The organism is Pseudomonas sp. CBC3, assembly GCF_037967085.1.
Lineage (GTDB): Bacteria > Pseudomonadota > Gammaproteobacteria > Pseudomonadales > Pseudomonadaceae > Stutzerimonas.
In genome coordinates this window covers 334,518-361,353 of sequence record NZ_JBANEO010000004.1, presented here as the reverse complement: position 1 = coordinate 361,353, position 26,836 = coordinate 334,518, and the positions used below count along the sequence as shown (strand labels likewise).

The following is a 26,836-nucleotide window of genomic DNA, read 5'->3' as shown; positions in this document are numbered from 1 at the left end:
CACTGCAGCTCCGTTCATCGACGACGATCCTGTATTTCGCTGGTGGGCGACGCTGCTTCGGTATCGGATTTCTTGTTGCGCATGATGTCCTCGTACCACAGCTCATGATGATGACGTGCCCAGGCGTGGCTGACGCGACCCTGCGTCATGGCCCGCACCGAGCCCTTGACCCAGATGGCCGAGTAAATGTGGATGACCAGCGTGATGATGGCGATGAACGCGGCGATCGCATGTATCAACACCGCCCAGCGCAAGGCCCAGACCGGCATGCCGTCGGCGATCCAGGGCCGCCAGAGCACGATGCCGGTAATCAGCAGCACCGGCACGGTGGCAAGGAAGATCCAGTACACCAGCTTCTGCCCGGCGTTGTTCTTGCCTACCGGCGGCAGACGCTCGTCACGATTACTGAGCACGTCATCGATCTGCTTCATCCATTGCACGTCGTGGCGACGTATCAGGTTGTCGCCGAAGAAGCGCACCGCCTGGATGATGAAGAACAACGACATGAACACGCCGATGTACGGATGCACGATTCGCGTCGGCTCCGGCCCACCGAACAGCGTGGTGAGCCCGAAGAAAGCCGGGTAGAACAGCGCCAGACCACTCAGCGTGAGCAGCACGAAGCTGATCGCGATAAGCCAATGATTGGCCCGTGCCCACCAGCCATAACGCAGGATGCCGTACTTGACGTTGGAATGGCTCATAACCGGTCCTCCCCTCGACGATCGAGCGCCCGATCAGACGCCGCCAGTTCTGGGCCCGGATCATCTTCCGGCTCTTCCTTCGGACCTTTCATCACGTAGTGGAAGAACCCGGCCAGTACCGACATGCCCAAGGCCACGGACATGATCGGCTTGGTCACGCCTTTCCACAGCTCTACCGTCGGGCTGATATGCGGGTCCTTAGGCAGGCCGCTGTAGATCTCCGGCTTGTCGGCGTGTTGCAGCACGTACACCACATGGGTGCCGCCGACGCCGGACGGATCGTAGATGCCGGCGTTCTCGTAGCCCCGCCCCTGAAGGTGCTGGACCCGATTGGCGCCGTAGTCGAGCATGTCTTCCTTGGTGCCGAACATGATCGCCGAGGTCGGGCAGCTCTTCACGCAAGCCGGTTCGAGGCCATGGAATACCCGATCGGAACACAGCGTGCACTTGTACGCCTTGTTGTCCTTTTTCGAGATCCGCGGGATATCGAAGGGACAGCCGGCGATGCAGTAGCCGCAGCCGATGCAGTGTTCCGAATTGAAATCGACGATGCCATTGGCGTACTGCACGATGGCACCGGGCGATGGACAGGCCTTGAGGCAGCCCGGCTCGGCGCAATGCATGCAGTTGTCCTTGCGGATCAGCCATTCAAGGTTGCCCTGTTCGTCCTCGTATTCGCTGAAGCGCATGACCTCGAACGACTCGGCAGACAGGTCTTGCGGGTTGTTGTAAGTGCCATCGCATTCGCCGACCTCGTCGCGCAGGTCGTTCCATTCCGAACAAGCGACCTGGCACGCCTTGCAGCCGATGCAGACCGACACGTCGATCAGTTTGGTGACCTTTTCCACGCCACCTTGCCGCACCTGCGGCGAAGGCGTGGTGGTCGCCGAGCGAGCGATGATGTTTTGCAGGTTGATCTGGTCACCACGCATCAGACGGCTCCTCCAATCTTCTCCACGTTCACCAGAAACGACTTGAACTCAGGTGTCTGTGTGTTTCCGTCACCCACGAAGGGCGTGAGGGTGTTGGTCAGGTGCGCCTTCTTCGCCACACCTTTGAAGCCCCAGTGAATGGGAATGCCTATCTGATGCACGGTGCGACCGTCGATCTGCAGCGGCACCAACCGTTTGGTCACTACAGCAACGGCGGTGATAAAGCCCCGCTTAGACGTCACCCGCACCCGCTCGCCCGCCGCGATGCCCAACTCCTCGGCCAGCACCGCACCTATCTCGATGAATTTCTCAGGCTGGGCGATCGCATTGAGCCGCGCATGCGTCGTCCAGTAATGGAAGTGTTCGGTCAGACGGTAGGTCGTTGCCGCATAGGGGAAGTCCTTGTTGGAGCCAAACGAATCGCGATCCTGCTCGAACACGCGGACGATGGGGTTATTCAGCGCCAGCGGGTTATTCGGGCTCATCGGGTTACGGTCGATGGGGGTTTCCATCGGCTCGTAATGCTCGGGGAACGGCCCTTCATTCAACCATTCGCAGGCGAAGAAATGCCCGCCTCCGGACTGGGTAATGATGAATGGCCCGACACCTTGGGACGGCGGCGATGTCAGTGGGAAGTCCGGTACGTCCGCGCCCGTCCAGCGCTCACCGTTCCACCAGACGAACGCCTTGTTGGGCGCCCATGGCGTGCCGTCTGGCCGCGCCGATGCACGGTTGTAGAGAATTCGCCGGTTCATTGGCCAAGCCCAGGCCCACCCCAGCGTATTGCCGGTGTTGTACGGGTCGGAGTTGTCGCGCCGGGCCATCATGTTGCCTTGTTCGGTCCAGGCGCCGGAATATATCCAGCAACCGCAGGCCGTCGAACCGTCGTCACGCAGCTCGCTGAAGTCCTTCAGCAACTCGCCTTTGCGGCGGACAACATTGCCTGCTTCGTCGGTGAGATCCACCAGCGCCCTGCCGTTGTATTCCTGAGCCAATTCGGCGGGCTTCGGAAATTTCGGGTCCTTGTAGTTCCAGCTCATGTTCAGGATCGGGTCCGGGAACGCACCGCCCTCCTCCTGATACATGTGCTTCAACCGCAACATGACCTCACCGAGAATTTCGGTGTCGGTCATTGACTCGCCTGGGCCAGGTGCACTCTTCTCATGCCACTGTAGCCAGCGCGAACTGTTGGTGATGGAGCCGTCATCCTCCGCGAAGCAGGTGGTAGGCAGGCGGAATACTTCAGTACCGATCTGCGACGGATCGACATCGTGGTATTCGCCGAAGTTCTTCCAGAACTCTCCGGTCTCCACCGTGAGCGGGTCCATGATCACGAAGTACTTGAGCTTCGACAGCCCATCCATGACTTTGGCCTTGTTCGGAAACGCCGCCAGGATATTGAAGCCCTGGCAGAACGCACCGGTCATCTTGCCCAGCGTCATGTCGTTGATGGCGTAAAGCACGTCGTAGATCGGCACGGAGAGTTTCGGCAACCAGTCGTAGCACCAGTTGTTTTCCGCCGTGGCGACGTCGCCGTACCAGTCTTTCATCAGGCTGACGAAGAAGCGCTCGTAGAATTTCCAGTACGACACCTCACCTTCCACCAGCGGCGGCTTGATGCGCGTCTCCATGTAGTCGGCGTAGGTTTGCAGGTTTGCCGATGGCAGGTTGAGGTAGCCGGGCAGCAGGTTGGACAGCAGCCCGATGTCGGTCAGGCCCTGAATGTTGGAGTGGCCTCGCAAAGCGTTCACACCACCACCAGGCATACCCATGTTGCCGAGCAGCAGCTGCACCATCGCACCGCAACGGATGATCTGCGAACCGATGGTGTGCTGCGTCCAGCCCAGTGCGTAGAGGATGGTCATGGTCTTGTCGGGCGCAGATGTCTGCGCCATCAGATCCCACAACTCCTGCACCTTGGCCTTGGGCATGCCGCAGACGTTTTCCACCTGTTCGATGGTGTAACGGCTGTAATGCTCGCGCATCAGCTGGAACACGCAACGTGGATGTTCGAGGCTTGGATCGGAGCGAGCGAAGCCGCGCTCATCCAGCTCGAAATTCCAGGTTTCGCGGTTGTAGGTCTTATCTTCGGGGTTGTAACCCACGAACAACCCGTCATCGAAACCGAAACCTTCGGCGACGATCAGGCTGGCGTCGGTGTATTCCCGCACGTATTCGTGGGCGTAACGGTCGGATGCGATCAGGTAGTTGATGAAACCACCCAGGAACACGATGTCCGTGCCGGTACGAAGCCAGGCGTGATAGTCCGCAACCGCCGTGGTGCGGTTGAAGCGTGGATCTATGGAAATCAGGATCGCATTGCTGCGCTCCTTGGCATGCATGACCCAGCGGAATCCCACGGGATGCGCTTCGGCCGAGTTGCCGCCCATGGACAGAATGACGTCAGCATTGGCGATGTCGACCCAGTGGTTCGTCATGGCACCGCGACCAAATGTTGGGGCAAGACCTGCCACCGTTGGTCCGTGTCAAACGCGCGCCTGGTTGTCGAGTTGAAGAATGCCGAGCGCCCGGGTGATCTTCTGCGTGATGTACGCCGTCTCGTTGGTACAGGCCGAGGCCGCCACCATGGAGGTCGTCAACCAGCGGTTGACCAGCCGCCCCTGCTCGTCATGGGTTTCGAAATTCTTGTCGCGGTCGTCCTTCATCTGTCGCGCGATGCGCGTGAAGGCTTCATCCCAGCTGATGCGCTTCCACTCGTTGGTGAACGGTTCACGCACTTCCGGATATTTGACCCGGGATTCGCTGTTGATGAAGTCGAGTACGCCTGCGCCTCTTGGACAGAGCGAGCCACGACTGACCGGATGGTCCGGATCGCCTTCGACGTGGTAGATCTGATCGACCACGTTGGCGGCGCCGTCTCCACGTGAGTAGAGCAACATGCCGCAACCTACCGAGCAGTAGGTGCAGATATTGCGAGAAATTTTGGCGCCGGTCAGTTTGAAGTGACGAATCGACGCGACGGCTTCATCAGGCGCAAACCCCATCATGGCCATGCTCGATGCGCCTACAGCGGTCGCACCGAACTTCAGGAACTGTCGCCGGGATACTCGCACGGTCATCGGTATCTCCTGTTACTCGTTATGTTCTGCCCATCACATCTGCAACCGCTCTACGGCGGTTATTGCAGACTGCTGATGGGTTAGGTGCATGTTCGCTACGCTAGTTCAAAGGCTAGCTGGAGATTCGGCAAAAGAAAGGTCACCCGTCTTGCGCGAGTGCTTTTAGCAACGATGCCGATATGGATTGGCGAGTCGATGCGTAATCAGACCAAGGATCGCCAGACTGCTCCGCCAAGCGTTGATGCAGGTTGAGGATGTTCCACTGGTTCGCCCCGGCGATCTGCTCCAGCTCGTCGCGACCGATAGGCACCGACACCGGCAAGCCGGGCCGCGCACGAGCCGAGTAAGCCGCGACTGTGCTGGCGCCGCGCTGATTTCGCAGATAGTCGACGAATATTTTGCCGATTCGATTCTTCGGCCCCATCTTCTCCGCGAATTTATCTGGCGCCTCTCGCGCCAGGCGCATCGTCACGCCACGAGCGAACTCGTTGATGCAATCCCAACCCTGACGGCGATCGATCGGCACCACCACGTGCATACCGCGGCCACCACTGGTTTTGAGAAAGGCCTTGAGACCCAGCTCGTCGAGCAGATCGAGTGTCATACAGGTCGCCTCGACCATGCTCGACCACGGCAGCGCCGGGTCAGGATCGAGGTCGAAGACGATTCGGTCCGGTCGATCGATACGGTCGCTGCGGGCGTTCCAGGTATGAAACTCGACGGTGCCCATCTGCGCCGCCTCGACCACTGCCGTGATGCTGTCGGCCTGGATCAGGCGGGCGTGTTCAGGGTCGAGGGATTTGTCCAGCACGCGCATGTGCGGCATTTTCAGTCGGCCGCAATGGCGCTGAAAGAAACTATCTCCATCCACCCCGTTCGGCGCGCGGACGATGGACAGGGGGCGTCCGGCCAGATGCGGCGTCAGCCAATTGCCCACCGACAGATAGTATTCCGCCAGCTGCAACTTGGTGGCGCCGCTTTGCGCATCGATGACGCGTTGCGGACTGCTGATACCGATGCCGCCCACATCGGGGCGTTTGCTTTTGCCGGGTGTTGCTGACATGAGGCTCCTCGTGGATCCAAGCCGTGTGAAAACTACTGCGCTCGGTTATGCGGCGTTAAAAACAGGCTCGGAATGCTCATTTACAACTCGTAAACTCCGCTTCCTCGCCTGTTTCTGCCTTGCCTAACCTTCGCTCGCTACGTTTTCACACGGCCTGGATCAGCTGGCTTTCTTCCTGGTGGACTTACTGGCGGCACTCTTGCTTGTGGTGGACGACTTGCTGCCGGAGGATTTGCTCGCCGTGGACTTGGCCGGTGCCTTGGGCTTGCTGGCGGCGCTTTTGCTCGCCGTGCGCTTGGGCGGCGGCGCCTGTTCCTCGGTGTCGTCTTCGTCATCGACTTCTTCGGCCTGCGCTGTTTTTTTGCCAGGTTTCCCGGCCAGGCTGCGCTTGAGCAGTTCGGTGAGGTCGATGACATCGGCGCTGCGACGATCGACCGCCTCTTCCGGTCCGCCCACGGCTTCGAGCTTGCCTTCGCGGGCCTTGGTCTCCACCAGGTCCATGATCTGGTCCTGGAAGGTGTCTTTGTACTGGTCGGGGTTCCACTCGTCGCTCATGTCCTCGACCAGTCGCTTGGCCATGTCCAGCTCGCGCAGGTTGAGGTCGGCGTTGAGCGCTTCGTCCTTCATTTCGAGGTATTCCACGCCGCGCACCTCATCGGCCCAGCGCAGCGTGTTCATCACCAGCGCCTTGCCCAGCGGCATCACCACCGCCAGGTGCTGCTTGTTGCGCAGCACCACATTGGCGATGCCGACCTTGCCGGTCTGGATCAGCGTTTCACGCAAGAGTGCGTAGACTTTTTCGCCCCGCCGGTCGGGCGTCAGGTAGTACGGCGTATCGATATAAAGAAAGGAGATGTCCTTGGCATCGACGAAGGCGACGATATCCACCGTCTGCGTCGCCTTCGGGTGCGCGGCCTTGATCTCATCGTCGCTTATCACGACGTAGTGACCCTTCTCGTATTCGACGCCCTTGACGATGTTCTCGCTGTCGATGTCTTCGCCGGTGGTCTTGTTGATGCGTTTGTAGCCGACCCGGTCCATGCTGCGTTTGTCCAGCCAATCAAAATCGATTCCCGTGCGGGTGGTGGCCGGCACCAGCGCGACGGGAATATGAACCAAGCCGAAACTGACGGCGCCCTTCCAGATCGTGCGAGGCATAAGCTTTTCTCCTGTCGACTGGTGCTCAGCCGTTGAGCACCGTACCGCCGTTCACATGCATCACCTGGCCGCTGACATAGGACGAATCGCTGCTGGCGAGATAGACATAGGCCGGCGCCACTTCGTCCGGCTGGCCAGGACGCTTCATCGGCACGTTGGCGCCGAATTTCGCGACCTTGTCCGCATCGAAGGTCGACGGAATCAGCGGCGTCCAGATCGGGCCTGGCGCTACGCCGTTCACACGGATGCCGCGCTCGGCCAGGTTCATCGACAGCGAGCGGGTAAACGCAGTGATAGCGCCTTTGGTGGCCGAGTAATCGAGCAGCTGCGGGCTGCCCTTGTAGGCCGTTACCGAGGTGGTATTGATGATGGACGCACCCTGCTTGAGGTGCGGCAGCGCCGCCTTGGTCATCTGGAACATGCCGAAGATATTGGTGCGGAAGGTCTTCTCCCACTGCTCTTCGCTGATGTCTTCCAGGCGCTCCTGCGGATGCTGTTCGGCGGCGTTATTGACCAGGATGTCGAGCTTGCCGAACTTGGCCCGCGTCTCGTCGATGACCTTGCGGCAGACCTCACGATCGGCCACGTCGCCGGCAAAGGTCAGGCATTGACGGCCATGGCTTTCGACCACTTTGCGGGTTTCGTCCGCGTCCTGGTGTTGGTCGAGATAGAGAATTGCCACATCGGCGCCTTCTCGGGCGAACAGCACGGCCACCGAGCGACCAATGCCGCTGTCGCCACCCGTGATGATCGCCACCTTGCCCTGCAGCTTGCCGGCTGCCTTGTAGTCTTCGCCCTTGAACTCCGGGCGCGGGTTCATCAAGCCTTCCTTGCCGGGCTCCGGTTGCTCTTGAGGTGGCAAGGTCTGGTTTTCTTCGCCCATGTGCTTTTCCTCCGTCGAGTGAATTACCTGTCTTCGGAGGACTTGGACGGAGAGTGGAAAGTTTCTATGAAGCGATGAGAGGCCCCCTGCGCAGCGCCTCCATCATTCGACGCCGAGCACGACCCGCCCGCGCGGAATACCGCTCTCGACGTACCGGTGGGCGGCAACCACCTCATCGAACGCGAATACCTTGTCGACCTGGGGCGTGATCAGCCGGTCGGCGGTGAGCTGGTTGATGTGCAGCAGCGCGCGCCGGACCGCGTCACGGTTCTGCTCGATGCCCAATTCCGGCTGGCCGGTGAAATCGCACAAACAATGAAGGAAGAATTTGAAGTTTTTCTTGAACGCCGCGCACGCAGGAAAGGCTGTCTCGTTGCCGCCGTTGAGCCCGTAGAGGATCAGCTTGCCGCGTGGTGCGATGACATCGCCCAGCAGCTTCATCTGAGGACCGCCACACGCGTCGAGCACCACCTCGACGCCCGCGCCAGCGGTGATTTTCTGCAGGCGGCCAACCAGGTCTTCCTCTTCGGTGACGATCACCGTTTCGGCGCCCAGCGTGCGGAGAAAGTCCCGATCTTCGGCGGTCTCGCAGGTGGCTATCACCCGAGCGCCCAACGCCTTGGCCAGCTGCACGGCGATCGGTCCGGTGCAATGGCTCGCTTCGGTCACCAGGACATACTGTCCGGGTTCGAGTTGCGCCAGTTCGACCAATGCGAAGTACGCGACCAACGCCGGCATGTAATGCACGCTGGCCTCAACCGGGCTGAGCATGTCCGGATAGTGAACAAGAGAGAACTGAGGCAGCAGCACCTGCTCGCCGTACAACGGATACCGGTTGAGGTCATGAGCAAGAAAGCTCGCCACCCGATCACCGACGACAAAACCATCCACCTCATCGCCCACCGCCAGCACTTCACCGGCGACTTCGCAGCCGAGCCCGGCGGGCAACTGTGCATGGCGTGGCGCAAGGTCTTGCCGCCAGAGCACATCGCTCCAGCTGATGCCGATCGCGTTCACGCCGATCAGCACTTCACCAGGACCTGGCCGTGGCACGTCCTGCTGTTCATAACGCAGCACTTCGGCAGGACCGAACTGATGGAAACGGATCATGCGGGACATTGAAAGACCCCTCGATTACTACTGTATTAGCGACTCTATCTGCACTGTCGGCACAACTCCAGTCGCGATGCCCGCATTCCGTTCGATAGTCGCCATGCGCGCCAATGATGTTCGGCTGTACGTAAAGCCGCATCCCGTCCTGCAGGTTTGTGTCATTGCAAAGCGGAAATGGACATGCCGGCGTCACCCCGATCTGTCTAGAATGCAGACGCACCCTCTGAAGCCCGCAGCATCTTGCGTGGCCACACACGCGTGAATGAATGGCATGAATCGCAACGACCTCCGCCGCCTGGATCTGAATCTGCTGATCGTCTTCGAAACGCTGATGCACGAGCGCAGCGTGACGCGGGCGGCTGAAAAGCTGTTTCTCGGCCAGCCAGCGATCAGCGCCGCTTTGGCTCGTCTGCGCACGCTGTTCGACGATCCGCTGTTCGTGCGCACGGGCCGCAGCATGGAGCCCACTGCTCGCGCACAGGAAATCGCCGGCCTGCTCTCGCCTGCGCTGGATTCGATTTCCACCGCGGTCAGCCGCGCCTCGACTTTCGATCCGGCGACCAGTGAACTGGTGTTCCGCATCGGTTTGACCGACGAGGTGGAGTTCGCCTTGCTGCCTCAATTGCTCAGGCGCATACGCGCCGAGGCTCCGGGTGTGGTGCTGGTGGTGCGGCGCGCCAATTACCTTTTGATGCCGGGCCTGCTGGCATCCGGGGAAATCTCGGTGGGCGTCTGCTACACGGTGGAGCTGCCGGCCAATGCCAAGCGCAAGGTGTTGAGACGGCCGAAGCCCATGTTGCTGCGCGCCGACAGCATCCCAGGCCGCATGAGCCTGGACGATTACTGCTCGCGCCCGCACGCGATGGTGTCCTTCGCCGGCGACCTGAACGGCTACATCGACGAAGAACTGGCGCTGCACGGCTGCAAGCGCAAGGTGGTGCTGGCCGTGCCGCAGTTCAATGGACTGGCCAGTCTGCTGGCCGGCACCGATCTGGTCGCGACCGTGCCGGATTACGCCGCTGCGGCCCTGGCCGCCAACGGGGGCGTTCGCGCCGAGCCGCTACCCTTCGAGACCAGCCAGGACTTCGAACTCTCCATGGCCTGGCGCGGCGCCCAGGACAACGACCCCGCCGAACGCTGGCTGCGCTCGCGGATTCAAATGTTCGTCGGCGATCCGGATAGTCTCTGATCGCCGCGTTTTCTGTCGTGTGGGCCAGCGGCGCTTCGCCCGCTGTGGTGGGCTGAAGCCCACCCTACAATCACTATAAGAGCGCGAAACCTTCCGTAGGGTGGGCTTCAGCCCACCAGAATTCCTCATCCCGCCATTGATGAAACAGTCTGCAACATCATCGGGAATGATATTCACATTCGCCTCGTTCGATTTCTGGATCGAGAACCCGCCCCGCACACTTCGCCCAACATAAAAACCCAGTTGCGGAGTCAAGCATGGAACGTTCACTCAACGCCCTGCGTTACCCACTTGTTGCAGTTGTAGCTGCGCTTGTCGGTGCATGTGGGCAGGCGCCTGAAGCCACCGAGGCGGCGATGCCGGCCCCGGCTGTCAGCGTCGCTGAAGTCATCGAGCAACAGGTCACCGAATGGGATGAGCTCACTGGGCGTCTGGAAGCGCCGGAGTCGGTCGATATCCGCCCGCGGGTTTCCGGCTTCATCGACAAGGTCGCGTTCGAAGAAGGCGCACTGGTCAAGAAAGGCGATCTGCTGTTCCAGATCGACCCGCGCCCGTTCGAGGCGCAGGTCAAGCGTCTGCAGGCCGAACTGCAACAGGCGCGCGCCACGCAGCAACGAACCGCCAGTGAAGCCCAGCGCGGTGAGCGCCTACGGGCCAATAACGCGATTTCCGCTGAATTGGCCGACGCTCGCGTCAGCGCCGCCAGCGAAGCGAAATCCGCAGTCGCGGCCATACAGGCACAACTGGACGCAGCCAAGCTGGACCTCAGCTTTACCCGCGTCACTGCACCCATCGATGGCCGCGCGGGTCGCGCCATGATCACCGCAGGCAATCTGGTGAGCGCTGGCGAGGCGCTGCTCACTACGCTGGTTTCCACCAACGAGGTCTACGCTTACTTCGAGGCGGATGAGCGTACCTACCTGAAGTACCGCGAGCTGGCCCGCAACGGCACACGTGGCGAAGCGACTCCGGTCTATCTCGGGCTTTCCAGTGAAGACGGTCACCCGCACCTCGGCCGCATGGACTTCATCGACAACCAGGTCGATCCGCGTACCGGCACCATTCGCGGGCGCGCCGTGTTCGACAACCGTGACGGGCGCTTCACGCCTGGTCTTTATGCGCGGATGAAGCTGGTTGGCAGCGCCACCTACGATGCGGTGTTGATCAAGGACGTCGCGGTGGGAACCGATCTGGGCAAGAAATTCGTACTGGTGCTTGGCGAGGACGGCAAGGTGAATTACCGCTCCATCGAACTGGGACCGAAACTCGAAGGGCTGCGCATCGTCCGTAGCGGTCTCAACGAAGGCGAAACCATCGTCGTCAACGGCCTGCAGCGCGTCCGCCCAGGCAATGCAGTTGAACCGCAAACCGTGCCGATGGCAGACGCCGACACCCTCGCCGCGCTCAAGGAGCAGCATCGCGCCATCACTGCGGCGTTCAAGACCGAAGTGGTCGACCGCAGCGTGGCGAGCCGTCCTAGCAGTTGAACAGATAGCAGCTGAGCTAACGCCCAGCCCGTCGTCCGAGCGCTTCGGCGCACATCAAAACAATCGATTCCGTCAGGGTGCGTGATACGCACCCTCTCCCCCCGGAGTGCGTCATGAATTTCTCTCAATTCTTCATTCAGCGGCCAATCTTCGCGGCGGTGTTGTCCCTGGTGATCCTCATCGGCGGCGCCATCTCGCTGTTCCAGCTGCCGATCAGCGAATACCCGGAAGTCGTCCCACCCACCGTGGTGGTGCGCGCCGAGTTCCCCGGCGCCAACCCCAAGGTGATCGGTGAGACCGTCGCCTCGCCGCTGGAACAGGCCATCACTGGCGTCGAGGGCATGCTTTACATGTCGTCTCAGGCCGCCGCCGACGGCAAGTTGACCCTGACCATCACCTTCGCGCTCGGCACGGATCTGGACAATGCCCAGGTGCAGGTACAGAACCGCGTGACGCGCACCATGCCGACCCTACCCACCGAAGTGCAGCGCCTCGGTGTGACGGTGGACAAGGCCTCGCCGGACCTGACTATGGTGGTGCACCTGACCTCGCCGGATGAGCGCTACGACATGCTTTACCTGTCCAACTACGCGGCGCTCAACGTCAAAGACGAGCTGGCGCGGTTGGACGGCATCGGTGACGTGCAGCTGTTTGGCATGGGCAACTATTCCTTGCGCGTTTGGCTCGACCCGAACAAGGTCGCCTCGCGCAATCTCACTGCGTCCGATGTAGTCAACGCGATCCGTGAGCAGAACCGTCAAGTCGCGGCCGGCTCGCTGGGTGCGCCGCCAGCACCGGGGGCGACTGATTTCCAGCTTTCAATCAACACTCAGGGCCGACTGGTCACCGAGGAAGAATTCGAGAACATCATCGTTCGCGCTGGTGAAGACGGTTCGATCACTCGCCTCAGGGATATCGCACGTATCGAACTGGGGTCCAGTCAGTACGCCCTGCGGTCGCTGCTGAACAACCAGCCCGCCGTCGCCATCCCGGTATTCCAGCGTCCCGGCTCCAATGCCATCGAGATCTCCGATTCGGTGCGGGCGCGCATGGCCGAGCTGAAAAAGGATTTCCCTGAGGGCGTAGATTACGAAATCGTCTACGACCCGACCATTTTCGTTCGCGGATCCATTGAGGCGGTGGTGCACACGCTACTCGAGGCCATCGTGCTGGTGGTGCTGGTGGTGATCCTGTTCCTGCAGACCTGGCGTGCCTCGATCATTCCGCTCGCTGCAGTGCCGGTGTCGCTGATCGGTACCTTCGCCGTCATGCACATGCTCGGCTTCTCGCTCAATGCGCTGTCGCTGTTCGGCCTGGTGCTGGCAATCGGCATCGTGGTGGACGATGCCATCGTCGTGGTGGAGAACGTCGAACGTAATATCGGCCTCGGCAAGTCGCCGGTCGAAGCCACCAAGCAGGCCATGAAGGAAGTGACCGGTCCGATTATCGCCACCGCCCTGGTGCTCTGCGCGGTCTTCATTCCGACTGCATTCATCTCTGGCCTTACCGGGCAGTTCTACCAGCAGTTCGCGCTGACCATCGCTATCTCCACGGTGATCTCGGCCTTCAACTCGCTAACCCTGTCGCCGGCACTTGCGGCCGCACTGCTGCGCAGCCACGACGCGCCTAAGGACGGTTTCTCGCGCTTGCTGGACAAGCTCTTCGGCGGCTGGCTGTTTGCGCCGTTCAACCGTGTGTTCGAGCGTGCCAGCCACGGTTATGTCGGCGCGGTGAAACGCATCCTGCGCGGCAGCGGCATTGCGCTGGTGGTTTACGTCGGCCTGGTGGGCCTCGGTTACATGGGCTTTGCCAGCACGCCGACAGGTTTCGTGCCGCCGCAGGATAAGCAGTACCTAGTGGCCTTTGCTCAGCTGCCGGACGCCGCCACGCTCGACCGTACCGAGGACGTGATTAAGCGCATGTCGCAAATCGCCAGTGAGCATCCGGGCGTGGAAAACACCGTGGCGTTCCCGGGATTGTCGATCAACGGCTTTACCAACAGTCCCAACAGCGGCATTGTCTTTACCCCGCTCAAACCGTTCGATGAGCGCAAAGACCCATCGCTGTCGGCCAACGCTATCGCTGCCGATCTGAATGGTCAGTTCGCTCAGATTCAGGACGCTTTTATCGCGATCTTCCCTCCGCCGCCGGTCCAGGGGCTGGGCACCATCGGGGGGTTCCGCATTCAGGTGCAGGATCGCGGCAACCTTGGCTACGAGGAACTGTACAAGCAGGTCCAGAACGTCCTTGCCAAGAGCGCTGAATATCCGGAGCTGGCCGGGCTGTTCACCAGCTATCAGGTCAACGTGCCGCAAATCGATGCCGACATCGACCGTGAAAAAGCCAAGACCCATGGCGTGCCGATCGACCAGATTTTCGACACCATGCAGGTTTACCTCGGCTCCCTGTATGCGAACGACTTCAACCGCTTCGGGCGCACCTATCAGGTCAATGTTCAGGCTGAACAGAAGTTTCGCCTGACGCCTGACCAGATCGGCCAGCTGAAGGTACGCAACGACCGTGGCGAGATGGTGCCGCTGTCGACTTTCGTCAAGGTCAGCGACAGCGCCGGACCGGATCGGGTGATGCACTACAACGGCTTCCTCACGGCGGAAATCAATGGTGCTGCGGCTCCGGGCTACAGCTCCGGTCAAGCCGAAGATGCCATGGAGCGCTTGCTGCAGGCCGAGCTGCCGAACGGCATGAGTTACGAATGGACCGAGCTGACCTATCAGCAAATCCTGGCTGGCAACACCGCGATGTTCGTCTTCCCACTCTGCGTGCTGCTGGCTTTCCTGGTACTGGCGGCGCAATACGAGAGCTGGAGCCTGCCGCTGGCCGTGATCCTGATCGTGCCGATGACGCTGCTGTCGGCCATCGTCGGAGTAATTCTCTCGGGCGGTGATAACAACGTGTTCACCCAAATCGGCTTGATCGTGCTGGTGGGTCTGGCGTGCAAGAACGCGATCCTCATCGTCGAGTTCGCCAAGGATAAGCAGGAAGAAGGCATGGATCGGTTGGCTGCAGTACTCGAAGCCTGCCGGCTACGGCTGCGCCCGATCCTGATGACCAGCTTCGCCTTCATCATGGGCGTGGTGCCGCTGGTGTTGTCCAGCGGTGCCGGTGCCGAGATGCGCCATGCCATGGGAGTGGCGGTGTTCAGCGGGATGCTCGGCGTGACCTTCTTCGGGCTACTGCTGACCCCGGTGTTCTATCTGGTGATTCGCGCTTTCGTCGAACGGCGCGAGGAGAAAAAGGCTGTACTGAAGGAGATCCATGCATGAAGGTTGTTATCACCACACCGCTCCTGCTAGCCGCAATATTGGCCCTCAGCGCCTGTGCGGTCGGGCCCGATTACCGTACGCCAGAAACGGCGCCGGCAGAGATTGATCGCTCCGCCGCAAAAGACTTCGACCGCTCACGGTTCGAATCCGCCTGGTGGCGCCAGTTTGAAGACCCCACGCTGGACGCGTTGGTCGGTCAGGCCTTGGCCGAAAACCGTGAGCTGCGCATCGCCTTCTCCAGACTACGTGCGGCGCGCTCGATCCGTGACGATGCCGCCAATGATCGCTTGCCTACCGTGACAGCCGGCGCCAGTGCCGAATACGGCAAAGCGCAGCAACCCGGTTTCAGCGAGGAGCGCAGCAACATCGAGCGCTACGACCTGGGTCTGGACATGGCCTGGGAGCTGGATCTGTTCGGGCGTATCCAGCGGCGTATCGAAGCCAGCGAAGCACAGACTGAAGCCGCCGAAGCCGAGCTCTACCAACTGCAAGTGAGCCTGATCGCCGAGCTGGTGGACGCCTATGGACAGCTGCGCGGCGCCCAGCTGCGCGAGCGCATCGCTCGGGAGAACCTGGACAATCAGCGCGACTCACATCAATTGACCGAGCAGCTGCGCGACGCCGGCATGGGAAGCGAACTCGATGTCCTGCGCGCCGATGCTCGTTTGGCCGCTACCGAGGCCAGCCTGCCGCAATTTCAGGCGGCCCAAAGCCGTGCGCGCAATCGCATCGCTACGCTGCTCGGCCAGCGCGCCGATCAGCTCAGCATCGACCTGTCGCCACGTGAATTGCCGGCGATTGCCAAAGCGTTGCCGATTGGCGACCCCGGCGAACTGCTGCGCCGTCGTCCAGACATCCGGGCGGCAGAGCGCCAATTGGCCGCAGCCACGGCCAATGTTGGCGTTGCGACGGCGGATCTGTTTCCGCGGGTGAGCCTGTCCGGCTTCCTCGGTTTCATCGCCGGACGCGGTTCGCAGATTGGCTCCAGCGCCGCGCAGGCCTGGGGAGCCGCACCGAGCATCAGCTGGGCGGCGTTCGACATGGGCAGCGTGCGCGCCAGATTGCGCGGTGCCGAGGCCGATGCCGAGGGCGCGCTGGCGAACTATGAACAGCAGGTGTTGCTGGCGCTGGAAGAGTCGGAGAACGCCTTCAGCGACTACGCCCGTGCTCAGGAAAGGTTGTTGTCACTGCTGCGTCAATCCAGCGCCAGCCGAGCGGCGGCGCAGCAAGCGGAAATTCGCTACCGCGAGGGCACGGTGGACTTCCTCGTACTGTTGGACGCCGAACGCGAACGGCTCGCCGCCGAAGATGCCCAGGCACAGGCTGAAGTCGAGCTTTACCGGGGTGTCGTCGCGCTCTACAAAGCCTTGGGTGGCGGTTGGCAGCTATCCAACAGCTGACACGCGGATAGCTCTGCGCCGCTGCTTTGCTAGGTAAAGCAGCGGCGCATGGGGTGGCAAATTGTGATGTATTCCCGCTCCCGCTCTTTCAATTATGAATTTTGCGAGAAAGCGCTTTAGGTGGTTCGGCTTATTTGGCATAACGTCGCGTTGAAGCTCAATCGCATTCGGCTCCCGGATGTAATGCCAACCAACCAAAAATAAAGAGCCTTTCAAATGATCAAGCCGATCATCACCCTCGCAGGACTGATGCTGGCACTGACCGCGACAGTGGTCGAAGCAGAGCCAATCGTTATCAAGTTCGCCCATGTCGTCGCCGAAGAAACCCCCAAGGGCAAGGGCGCCCTGCTGTTCAAACGACTGGTCGAAGAGCGCCTGCCGGGTCAGGTAACCGTCGAGGTCTACCCCAATTCCACGCTGTATGGCGATGCCGACGAACTGGAAGCCCTGAGCAAGAACGAAGTCCAACTGCTCGCGCCCTCGCTGGCCAAGTTCGAGCAGTACACCAAGCAGGTGCAGGTCTTCGATCTGCCGTTCCTGTTCGACGATCTGGACGCCGTCAATCGCTTCCAAAAACGCGCCAAGGGGCGTCAGCTGCTGCGCTCGATGGAGAAAGAAAACATCACCGGCCTGGCCTACTGGCACAACGGCATGAAACAGCTGTCGGCTACCAAGGCGCTGCGCTTACCGAGCGATGCGAACGGCCTGGCCTTCCGCATTCAGCCGTCAGCGGTTCTGGAATCACAGTTCGCCCAGGTGGGGGCACCCACCAAAAAAATCGCCTTCGCCGATGTCTTCGCGTCGTTGCAGAACGGCACCGTCCAGGGCGCGGAAAATCCCTGGTCGAATATCTACAGCAAGAACATGCACACCGTGCAGCCGTACATCACCGAGAGCAACCACGGCGTGCTCGACTACATGCTAGTGAGCAATACGCGCTTCTGGTACGGCATCCCGCACAGCATTCGCACCGAACTCGAAGGCATCATCGATGAGGTGACCTACGCGGTGAACCGCGCGGCCGAAGAAGCCAACCAGGCCCATCGCGAGCGCATCCGCCAGGCCGGCACGTCGCAAATCATCGAGCTCACCGCTGCCGAGCGCGAAGCCTGGCGTGAAGCCATGCGGCCGGTATGGAAGGAGTTCGAACCGGTGATCGGTGCCGACATCATCAAAGCGGCACAGACGGTAAATCGCAAGCAGCGCGATTGATCTACCAGTTCACCCAGGCGCTCGCCTGATCTGACGAAACCCCGCGATTGCGGGGTTTCGTTTTTAATCGAACGCTCTGCATCGCGGGCCAGGTATTAGACGAACCCCCGTCATCCATCACCGGCCACCACAGGCGCCAAACACTCAGCGCTCCGGCCCTTCGAACACCGGTTCCTGCTCCAGTTGAGCCTCGTCCCAACCACCGCCAAGCGCCGCGATCAGCTGTACGCTGGCCGTCAGCCGATCACCCAGCAACAAGAGGTTGGTCCGCTCGTTGTTCAATGCAGTGGTCTGCACCGTCGCGACGCTGAGGAAGTCGACAGTGCCCGCGCGATACTGGTTTTCGATCAGGCGCAGCGACTCCTGCGCCGCTTCCAGCGCTTCTCGCTGTACAACCGCCTCCTCGGCCAGGACGCGGAGTTGCACGAGGTTGTCCTCGACTTCACGGAAGCTATCGAGCACCGTCTGGCGATAGTTGGCCACGGTCTGGTCATAGCTGGCTTCCACCTGTTCCAGTTCGGCACGGCGAGCGCCGAAGTCGAGCAGCGTCAGCGCCAACTGAGGGCCCAGCGACCAGAAGCGGTTGGGCACGCTGATCAAATCGCTGAAGCTGCTGTTGCGATAGCCGCCACTGGCGCTCAGAGTCAGGTCCGGATACCAGGCCGCTTCGGCCACGCCTATCTGCGCATTGGCTGCGATGACTTGGCGCTCGGCCGAGGCGATGTCTGGTCGGCGCTCCAGCAATTGCGACGGCAAAGCCAGTGGCACCTCGGGCAACTGTGGGATGTCGCGGCGCTCGGCAATGGTCAGCTCCGAGGGCGGCACGCCAACGAGCACCGCGATGGCATGCTCCATCTGTGCCCGCTGCCAGCCCAGGTCGATCGCCTGGGCCTGGGTGCTTTTAAGCTGAGTCAGCGCCTGACTGACGTCGGACTTGGGCACGATGCCAGCTTCGTACTGGTTTTCTGTCAGGCGCAGCGAGCGGGCGAACGCCTCGACCGTCTGGTCCAGCAACCGCTGCTGCTCGTCCATTACGCGCAATTGCAGATAGGTCTGGACCAGTTCGGATTGCAGACTCAGGCGGACCGCCGCCAAGTCCGCCGCACTCGCTTGCATGTTGGCGCGATTGGCCTCCAGATTGCGGCGCAGGCGCCCCCAGATATCGAGTTCCCAAGAGGCGTCGAGGCCGATCTCGTAGCTCTCGCTTACACCGCTGCTGCTACCAAAGTTCTGTGAAGCGTTATTGCTGGAGCTGCCCTGCCCCCCTCTCGACACACCGCCACTGGCCCCCACGACGGGAAACAGTTGCGAGCGCGCGCCTCTGACCAATGCACGCGCTTGGCGATACTGCGCTTCGGCTGCCGCCAGGTTCTGGTTGGAAACGTTCAGCCGACCAACCAACGCATTCAGCTCGGCATCGCCGTAGAGCGCCCACCAGTCTCCACGCTGCAAGACGTCCGCCGGCGCGGCGGTCTTCCATCCTTCGGCCTGCTTGAACTCCGTGGAAACGGGCAGATCCGGCCGCTGGTAATCAGGACCCAAGGTGCAAGCACCGAGCGAAAACGCCATGACCATCAGGGCCAGCGGGCGCAAGGGGGATTTCAAATACGACGAATTCATAGCGGATTTTCCAGAGCGGCATCGGTGCGCACACCACGCCAGCGGTTGAAGCGATGACGCGCGCGGTCGAGATACAGATAGACGACCGGCGTGGTGTAGAGCGTGAGGATCTGGCTGAGGATCAACCCACCGACGATGGTCAGGCCCAGCGGTTGGCGCATCTCGGCGCCTTCGGCACCGCCCATGAGCAACGGCAAGGCGCCGAGGATCGCGGCCATGGTAGTCATCAGAATTGGGCGAAAGCGCAACAGGCAGGAACGGCGAATCGACTCTTGCGGAGACAAGTGGTCGTTGCGCTCGAATTGCAGCGCCAGATCGATCATCAGGATCGCGTTCTTCTTGACCACGCCGATCAACAGGAACAGACCGAGCAGAGAGATCAGGCTGAACTGTTCGCGCATCAGGATGATTGCGAGCAACGCGCCGACACCCGCTGAAGGCAGCGTGGAAAGAATCGTCAACGGATGGATGTAACTCTCGTAGAGGATGCCGAGCACGATATACACCAGCAGCAAGGCACCGAGAATCATCAGCGGCTGCCCTTCCTGCGTGGCCTTGAAGACATCTCCGGTACCGCCCAGACGCCCCTGCACCTCGCTGGGCATGCCGATGGCGGCAACCGCACGCTCGATCGCCCGTGTCGCCTGATCGAGACTCACACCGGGCGCCAGATCGAAGTCGATGTTTTCCGCGGCGAACTGCCCCTCATGGCTGACGCGGTCTTCTTCGAGGCTGCGCTCATAGCTTGCGAAAGCGGCCAGGGGCACCCGCCGACCATCGCTGGTAATCACCTGAATCTGTTCCAGCACCTCAGGATGCTGGGCGTATGCCGGGTCGATCTCCATCACCACCTGATACTGGTTGAGCGATTCGTAAATAGTGGATATTTGCCGCTGGCTGAATGCGTTGTTGAGCAAGGTGGTGACCGTGCTCATATCGATACCCAAGCGCTTGGCCGCGTCGCGGTCCACTTGCAGGCTGATCTGCTGCGCGCCCTCGCCTTCGTTGGCATCGATGCTGGTCAGCTCCGGCAACGCCATCAGCGCGCGCGTCACCTGCGGCACCCAGGCGCGCAAATCGGCCAGATCGCTGGCCAGCAAGCTGTAGGAGTACGCCGAACTGCTTTGTCGCCCGCCGCCGAACTGCAGATCCTGATCAGCCATGAGGAACATGCGCCCGCCTGGAACTTTCGGCTGATTGGCACGAATGCGCTCGATGACTTTCTGCGCGGAAATCTTGCGTTCAGCCAGCGGCTTGAGGCGAACGATCATGAAGGCGTTGTTGATGCCGCCTTGTCCGCCGATGAAACCGGCCACGCTCTCTACCGCAGGATCGGCCAGCACCGCCTGGCGGTAGATCTCCATTTTCGGCTGCATGACCTGGAACGACAGCCCATCGTCGCCGCGGATGAAGCCGGTCAGCTGGCCTGTGTCTTGCTGGGGCAGGAAGGTTTTGGGTACTTCGATATAGAGGAAAACGTTGAGCCCGATGGTCGCCAACAAGGTGAACAGCATGATCCGGTGATGCCGCAGCGCCCACCCGAGGGATCGGTCGTAGTGACGCAGCAGCCATTGATGGGCGTCGTGGCTCCAGCGATGCAGGCGCCCTTCCTGCGATGCGTCGTGGGGCTTCAACCAACGTGCGCAGAGCATCGGCGTCAGCGTCAGCGAGACCAGCAGCGAGACCAGGATGGCCGCCGCCAGGGTGATGGAGAACTCGCGAAACAACCGCTCCACGATCCCGCCCATGAACAGGATCGAAACGAACACCACCACCAACGACAGGTTCATTGACAGCAGCGTGAAGCCCACCTCCCGCGTCCCTATGTACGCGGCGCGCATTGGCGGGACGCCGTCATCGATGTGTCGTGCGATGTTTTCCAGCACCACGATGGCATCGTCCACCACCAGCCCGGCGGCCAAAATCAAGGCCATCAACGACAGCACATTGAGCGAGAAGCCGAACAGGTACATCACGGCGAAGGTGCCAACCAGCGATACCGGCACCGCCAGCGCCGGGATCAACGCCGTGCGCAGCCGACCGAGAAAGAGGAACACCAGCACGATGACCAGCCCCACCGCGATCAGCAATGTGCGCTCGGCCTCATGCAGCGTCGCGCGGATGACTGGAGAACGATCCATCGCCACCGCCATCTTGACGCTACCAGGCACGATTGCTTGCAGGGCCGGCAATTCATTGCGAATGCCTTCGATGGTTTCGATGATGTTGGCGCCAGCCTGGCGGTTGATGATCAGCAGCACGGCGCGTTCGTTGTTGAAGAAGCCGTCGTTGTAGCGATCCTCGACCGCATCGCTGACTTTGGCCACGTCGCTCAGGCGCAACGCGGCGCCGTCCTGGTAGCGAATGATCAGCGGCAGGTAATCAGCCGCCTCGTGCAGTTGGTCGCTGGCTTGTACCTGCCAATGACGGTGGTCGTCTTCGACCATGCCTTTGGGCCGGCGTACGTTGGCCGAGGCGATGGTCTGACGAACCTCGTCGAGAGACACGCCGTACTGCTCGAGCTGTTGCGGTTGCAGTTCGACGCGTACCGCCGGCAGCGAACTGCCACCGACCTGCACCTCACCCACGCCGGGCACCTGCGATAACTTCTGCGCAAGCACCGTGGAACCGATGTCGTAGAGCTGGCCTTTGTCGAGTACATCGGAGGTCAGCGACAGCACCATGATCGGCGCCTGCGACGGGTTGACCTTCCGATACGTAGGCATGCTGCGCATACCGCTGGGTAGCAGATTGCGCGCGGCGTTGATTGCCGCCTGAACCTCACGCGCGGCGCCGTTGATGTCGCGGTCCAGATCGAACTCAATGATGATCCGCGTCGAGCCCTGGCTGCTGCGACTGCTCATCTGGTTGACGCCGGCGATGCTGCCCAGCGACCGCTCCAGCGGCGTCGCCACGCTGGAGGCCATGATCTCCGGGCTGGCACCGGGCAAACTGGCCTGTACGGTAATGACCGGGAAATCCATGTTCGGGAGCGGCGACACCGGCAACAAGCCAAAACTGACTCCGCCCAAAAGCAGAATCGCCAGGCTCAGAAGCATGGTCGCAACTGGGCGAGCGATGAAGGGGGCGGACAAGTTCATAGCTGTAAGCCAGTGGCAGGCAGGAAGCGGGAAGCGGGAAGCGGGAAGTTGAAGGCTCTGTTTGCGGGGATGCCTATTGCTGCTAGCAGAACGGGGCGATCACTCAGTTCAGCCGATACTAGGTGCCGTCCACGCTGCACCGATTGCTCTGCTTTCCAACTTCCAACTTCCAGCTCAGCGCTCATACGCGAGCCTCCTGCCCAGCCGCATCCTTACGAGCAAACCGCTGACCCAACCGATCGAAGAATAGATAGATCACCGGCGTGGTGAACAGCGTCAACAACTGGCTCAGCAGCAGACCACCAACCAGCACCAGGCCCAGCGGCTGACGCAGCTCGGCACCGGAACCAGAGGCGAGCATCAGTGGTACTGCGCCGAACAATGCGGCTAGTGTGGTCATCAGGATCGGACGGAAACGCAGCAGCGCGGCCCGGTAGATTGCATCCTGCGGGCTCATGCCCTGCTGACGTTCGGCCTCCAGCGCGAAGTCGATCATCATGATCGCGTTCTTCTTGACGATGCCGATCAGCAGGATGATGCCGATGATCGCGATCAGTCCCAGGTCGTTGCCAGTCAACAACAGCGCGAGCAAGGCGCCGACGGCTGCCGACGGTAACGTCGAGAGAATGGTGATCGGATGGATATAGCTCTCATAGAGCACGCCCAACACGATATACATGGTCACCACTGCGGCGAGAATCAGCAGCAGCGTGCTCGACAGCGAAGCCTGGAAAGCCTCAGCAGCGCCCTGGAAACGGCTCTGAATGCCAGCGGGCAGGCCGATTTCGGCCTCGACGCCTTCGATCACCTCCACCGCTTCGCCCAATGAGATGCCATCGGCCAGGTTGAACGACAAAGTGACTGCAGGGAACTGACCGATATGGTTGATCAGCAGCGGCGCATTACGCTGTTCCAGCGTCGCCAAGCTCGACAGCCGCACCGGCGTGCCGCCCTCGCTCTGCACGAACAGCTCCTCCAGCGCCTGTGCGCCAAGACGGCTGCCCGACTCGGCTTCCAATACCACGCGGTACTGGCTGGCCTGAGTGAAGATCGTCGAAATCTGCCGCTGACCGAAGGCGTCATACAGTGCGTCGGTGATGTCCGAAACCTCGATTCCCAGACGGGCTGCGGCATCGCGGTCGATATCCAAGTAGATCTGCAGGCCGTTGCTCTGCAGGTCACTGGCGATATCGGTCAGCTCCGGGCGCTCGCGTAACGCCTCGACCAATCGCGGCGTCCATTCCTGCAGCAGCTCGCCATCCGGCGATTCGAGGCTGAACTGGAACTGCGTACGGCTGACACGATCTTCGATCGACAGATCCTGCACCGGCTGCATATACAAATCGATACCCGGCAGCTTCGCCAGTTCCGGTCGTAGCCGATCGATGACCTGGCTGGCCGTGACGTCTCGCTCACCGTGGGGTTTGAGGTTGATCAGCAAACGACCGCTATTGAGGGTGACGTTGTCACCGTCCACGCCGATATAGGACGACAGGCTCTCCACCGCCGGATCGTCCAGAATCACTCGCGCAAGCGATTGCTGGCGTTCGCTCATGGCACGGAAGGAAATCGATTGCGGCGCTTCGCTGATGCCCTGAATCACACCAGTGTCCTGCACCGGAAAGAAGCCTTTCGGTACGGCCAGGTAAAGCACCACTGTCAATCCCAAGGTCAACACGGCAACCAGCAGGGTCAGTGTCTGGTGCCCCAACACCCAGGTCAGCCAGCGCGAGTAGCCGCTGATGAGCCGCTCGACCCAGTCCGGCTTGGCTTCATCCACGGTGGCCGGTTTGAGCAGCTTGGCGCACATCATTGGCGTCAACGTCAGGGACACCACGAGCGAGATCAGGATGGCGACCGCCAGGGTGATCGCGAACTCGCGGAACAGGCGTCCTACCACGTCTTGCATGAACAGCAGCGGAATGAGCACGGCGATCAGGGACAATGTCAGCGAAATCAGGGTAAACCCGATCTGCTTGGCCCCTTTGAGCGCTGCCTGAAGCGGCGTCTCGCCCTCCTCCACATGGCGGGCAATGTTTTCGAGCATGACGATGGCATCGTCCACGACGAAGCCGGTGGCGATGGTCAGCGCCATCAGCGTCAGGTTATTCAGGGAGAAGCCGGCGAGATGCATGATTGCAAAGGTGCCCACCAGCGACAGCGGCACGGCAATCGATGGAATGATCGTCGCCGACAGTCGCTTGAGAAATACGAACGTGACCATGACCACGAGGACCGTAGCCATCAGCAGCTCATGCTGCACGTCGGTGATGGCGGCACGGATGGTTTGCGTACGGTCGGTGAGCACCACCACGTCGAGTCCGGCCGGCATGCTGGCGGTGACTTCAGGTAGCAACGCTTGGATACGCTCGACCACATCGATCACGTTAGCGCCGGGTTGGCGCTGGATGTTCAGTAGCACGGCCTGGGTTTCGTTGGCCCACGCGGCGAGGCGTTCGTTCTCGGCGCCATCGATGATATCGGCGACATCCTTCAAGCGCAGCGTTGCGCCGTCTTCGTACGCCAGAATGAGTTCGGCGTATTCCTCCGGCGTTTTCAGTTGATCGTTGGCGTCGAGCATCGATACCCGGGTTGGGCCGTCGAAATTGCCTTTGGGCTGGTTGACGTTGGAGCTGGTCACCAGCGAACGAACGTCGGCGAGCGACAATCCGTACGATGCGAGCGCTTCGGGGTTGACCCGAATGCGTACCGCAGGGCGCTGACCGCCGGCGATGCTGACCATGCCCACGCCGCTGATCTGCGCCAGCTTTTGCGCCATGCGCGTATCGACCAGATCATGCAGTTCCGGTAGCGCCAGACTTTCCGACGTCACCGCCAAGGTCATCACCGGCGTGTCAGCCGGATTGACTTTGTTGTATACCGGCGGCGCCGGGAGATCGTTGGGCAGCAGATTGCTTGCGGCATTGATAGCTGCCTGAACTTCCTGCTCGGCCACGTCCAGCTCGACTTCGAGGGAGAAACGCAGCGTGATCACCGATGCCCCGCCCGAGCTGGTCGAGGACATCTGGGTCAGTCCCGGCATCTGACCGAACTGGCGCTCCAGCGGCGCGGTTACGGCGCTGGTCATGACCTCGGGACTGGCACCGGGATACAGCGTCATGACCCGGATGGTTGGATAGTCCACCTGTGGCAGCGCCGATACGGGCAGCATGCGATAGGCGATCAGGCCGGCCAAAAGAATCGCGATCATCGTCAGCGTGGTCGCCACCGGCCGCAGGATGAACAGCCGCGAGATGTTCATCGCGCCGGGCGCTCCTTGGCATTCTGTGGGTCGACCTTGGGATTTTCGGCCGCTTCTTCAGCGAGCTTCTGGCGATCCACCACTTCCACTTCGCTGCCATCACGCAGGCGGTCAGTGCCCTCCATGACGATGCGCTCACCCACGCTCAGGCCCTTGGTGATGACGGTATGCTCACCATTGCTCGGCCCTACTTCGAGGACACGCAGCTCGACCTTCGAATCGTCGCCGACCACATAGGCGAAGTTTCCGCGCGAGCCGAACTGAAGCGCCGCGGAGGGGATCAGGACGGCATCCTCCAACGTTTCCACGCGCAAGCGGATATTGACGAACTGGTTGGGTATCAGCAGCTCGGCTTCGTTGTCGAAGCGGGCTTTCATCTTCAGGGTGCCGGTGGTCGTGTCGATCAGGTTATCGACGCTCTCCAGTACGCCTTCGCCGAAGAGGACTCGTTCGCTGCGGTCCCACGCCTGAACCGACAATTCGTCACCGCGACGGAAACGGCTGATGACGGGCGGCAACTCGCCTTCAGGCAACGTGAAGCTGATGGCCATCGGCTGGGTCTGGGTGATGACGACCAGCGGCGTGGTGTCGTTGGCCGCGACGAGGTTGCCCTGATCCAGCTGTCGCAGGCCGACGCGACCATCGATCGGCGCGTGAATCTGAGTGAATTGCAGGTTCAGCTTGGCCTCATTGACCGCTGCCTGGTTGGCCGCAAGTGTTCCCTGGTACTGGTTGACCAGCGCCTGCTGGGTGTCGAGCGTCTGCTTGGCGATGCTGTCGTCGGCAAACAATCCCCGATAACGCTTGAGATCGACTTGCGCGTTTTGCAGCAATGCGCGGTTCTGCTGCAAAGTGCCTTCCGCCTGCTGTAACGCCACCTCGTAGGGGCGCGGATCGATGATCGCGAGCAGATCGCCAGCCTTGACGCGCTGGCCCTCCTCGAAGCGCACCTCAACGAGTTCTCCTGCCACACGGCTGCGTACGTTTACCGTGTTCAACGGTGTGACAGTGCCGAGCGCCTTGGAATACACCTCGAATCGCCCCTGCTCGACCGGAGCAACCCGCACCGGCGTTGGCCCGCCGAACGCTCCGAATGCCGGACGACCACCGGCTCGCTGCTGTTGGGGTTGTTCCGCTGCGCTAGGCCATAGCCACCAAAGCAGGAGCGCAATAGCGATGACCACGACGCCAATGATCAGCCAGCGCTGCAAGGCGCCGGCGCGAGAAGTGTTTGCCTCGGACATGAACTGGGTTCGCCTGGAAATGAGGGTGAACCATAAGCAGTCGAGCCCCGCTGGGAAAGCGGATTTACGGCATTTTTACGTAACCGAGCTTGTCGATGCCAAAC

The 26,836-nt window shown here is 61.2% G+C and carries 16 protein-coding genes; 5 read left to right on the top strand and 11 right to left on the bottom strand.

Annotated features, from left to right (window positions below):
* Positions 1-14 precede the first annotated feature (14 nt).
* The 7 genes from V6943_RS18365 to V6943_RS18335 all read right to left on the bottom strand — a co-directional run bounded on the left by V6943_RS18365 (position 15) and on the right by V6943_RS18335 (position 8,939).
* A complete protein-coding gene (locus V6943_RS18365) occupies positions 15-704 on the bottom strand; it encodes a formate dehydrogenase subunit gamma (protein WP_340554970.1) in 690 nt (229 codons plus the stop codon).
* Complete coding sequence (gene fdxH, locus V6943_RS18360; RefSeq protein ID WP_340554969.1) at positions 701-1,636, bottom strand: formate dehydrogenase subunit beta; 936 nt, start codon at positions 1,634-1,636, stop codon at positions 701-703. The genes V6943_RS18365 and fdxH overlap by 4 nt, the downstream gene beginning before the upstream one ends.
* Complete coding sequence (gene fdnG, locus V6943_RS18355; protein ID WP_340554968.1) at positions 1,636-4,716, bottom strand: formate dehydrogenase-N subunit alpha; 3,081 nt, start codon at positions 4,714-4,716, stop codon at positions 1,636-1,638. Before fdnG ends, fdxH begins: the two co-directional genes overlap by 1 nt.
* A 139-nt stretch (positions 4,717-4,855) precedes the next feature.
* The gene (gene ligD / locus V6943_RS18350) at positions 4,856-5,779 is read right to left on the bottom strand and encodes a non-homologous end-joining DNA ligase (protein WP_340554967.1); all 924 of its coding nucleotides are present in this window, start codon (positions 5,777-5,779) and stop codon (positions 4,856-4,858) included.
* 159 nt (positions 5,780-5,938) lie between these two features.
* On the bottom strand, positions 5,939-6,937 hold the full coding sequence (gene ku, locus V6943_RS18345) for a non-homologous end joining protein Ku (RefSeq protein WP_340554966.1): 999 nt from the start codon (positions 6,935-6,937) through the stop codon (positions 5,939-5,941).
* Between the two features lie 25 nt (positions 6,938-6,962).
* On the bottom strand, positions 6,963-7,820 hold the full coding sequence (locus V6943_RS18340; RefSeq protein WP_181103507.1) for an SDR family oxidoreductase: 858 nt from the start codon (positions 7,818-7,820) through the stop codon (positions 6,963-6,965).
* 102 nt (positions 7,821-7,922) lie between these two features.
* Positions 7,923-8,939, bottom strand: coding sequence for a zinc-dependent alcohol dehydrogenase family protein (locus V6943_RS18335; protein WP_340554965.1), 1,017 nt, complete (start codon positions 8,937-8,939; stop codon positions 7,923-7,925).
* Positions 8,940-9,204: 265 nt separating this feature from the next.
* Here V6943_RS18335 and V6943_RS18330 point away from each other — a divergent pair, with 265 nt between their 5' ends.
* The 5 genes from V6943_RS18330 (at position 9,205) to V6943_RS18310 (ending at position 17,505) form a co-directional block, all read left to right on the top strand.
* Entirely contained in the window at positions 9,205-10,122 is a 918-nt protein-coding gene (locus V6943_RS18330) for a LysR family transcriptional regulator (protein ID WP_131648843.1), read from the top strand.
* A 257-nt stretch (positions 10,123-10,379) separates the two neighbouring features.
* A complete protein-coding gene (locus V6943_RS18325; protein ID WP_340554964.1) occupies positions 10,380-11,609 on the top strand; it encodes an efflux RND transporter periplasmic adaptor subunit in 1,230 nt (409 codons plus the stop codon).
* 113 nt (positions 11,610-11,722) lie between these two features.
* Entirely contained in the window at positions 11,723-14,893 is a 3,171-nt protein-coding gene (locus tag V6943_RS18320; protein ID WP_340554963.1) for an efflux RND transporter permease subunit, read from the top strand.
* Positions 14,890-16,293 (top strand): efflux transporter outer membrane subunit, encoded by a 1,404-nt coding sequence (locus V6943_RS18315; protein WP_340554962.1) that lies wholly within the window; start codon positions 14,890-14,892, stop codon positions 16,291-16,293. Before V6943_RS18320 ends, V6943_RS18315 begins: the two co-directional genes overlap by 4 nt.
* Before the next feature lie 219 nt (positions 16,294-16,512).
* Positions 16,513-17,505, top strand: coding sequence for a TRAP transporter substrate-binding protein (locus V6943_RS18310; protein ID WP_131648987.1), 993 nt, complete (start codon positions 16,513-16,515; stop codon positions 17,503-17,505).
* A 144-nt stretch (positions 17,506-17,649) separates the two neighbouring features.
* On the opposite strand, the gene V6943_RS18305 is transcribed toward V6943_RS18310, so the two are convergent.
* The 4 genes from V6943_RS18305 to V6943_RS18290 form a co-directional block, all read right to left on the bottom strand.
* A complete protein-coding gene (locus V6943_RS18305) occupies positions 17,650-19,125 on the bottom strand; it encodes an efflux transporter outer membrane subunit (RefSeq protein ID WP_340554961.1) in 1,476 nt (491 codons plus the stop codon).
* The gene (locus V6943_RS18300; RefSeq protein ID WP_197445077.1) at positions 19,122-22,226 is read right to left on the bottom strand and encodes an efflux RND transporter permease subunit; all 3,105 of its coding nucleotides are present in this window, start codon (positions 22,224-22,226) and stop codon (positions 19,122-19,124) included. The genes V6943_RS18305 and V6943_RS18300 overlap by 4 nt, the downstream gene beginning before the upstream one ends.
* 181 nt (positions 22,227-22,407) lie before the next feature.
* A complete protein-coding gene (locus tag V6943_RS18295) occupies positions 22,408-25,488 on the bottom strand; it encodes an MdtB/MuxB family multidrug efflux RND transporter permease subunit (RefSeq protein ID WP_340554960.1) in 3,081 nt (1,026 codons plus the stop codon).
* The gene (locus V6943_RS18290) at positions 25,485-26,732 is read right to left on the bottom strand and encodes an MdtA/MuxA family multidrug efflux RND transporter periplasmic adaptor subunit (RefSeq protein ID WP_340554959.1); all 1,248 of its coding nucleotides are present in this window, start codon (positions 26,730-26,732) and stop codon (positions 25,485-25,487) included. Before V6943_RS18290 ends, V6943_RS18295 begins: the two co-directional genes overlap by 4 nt.
* Positions 26,733-26,836 lie beyond the last annotated feature (104 nt).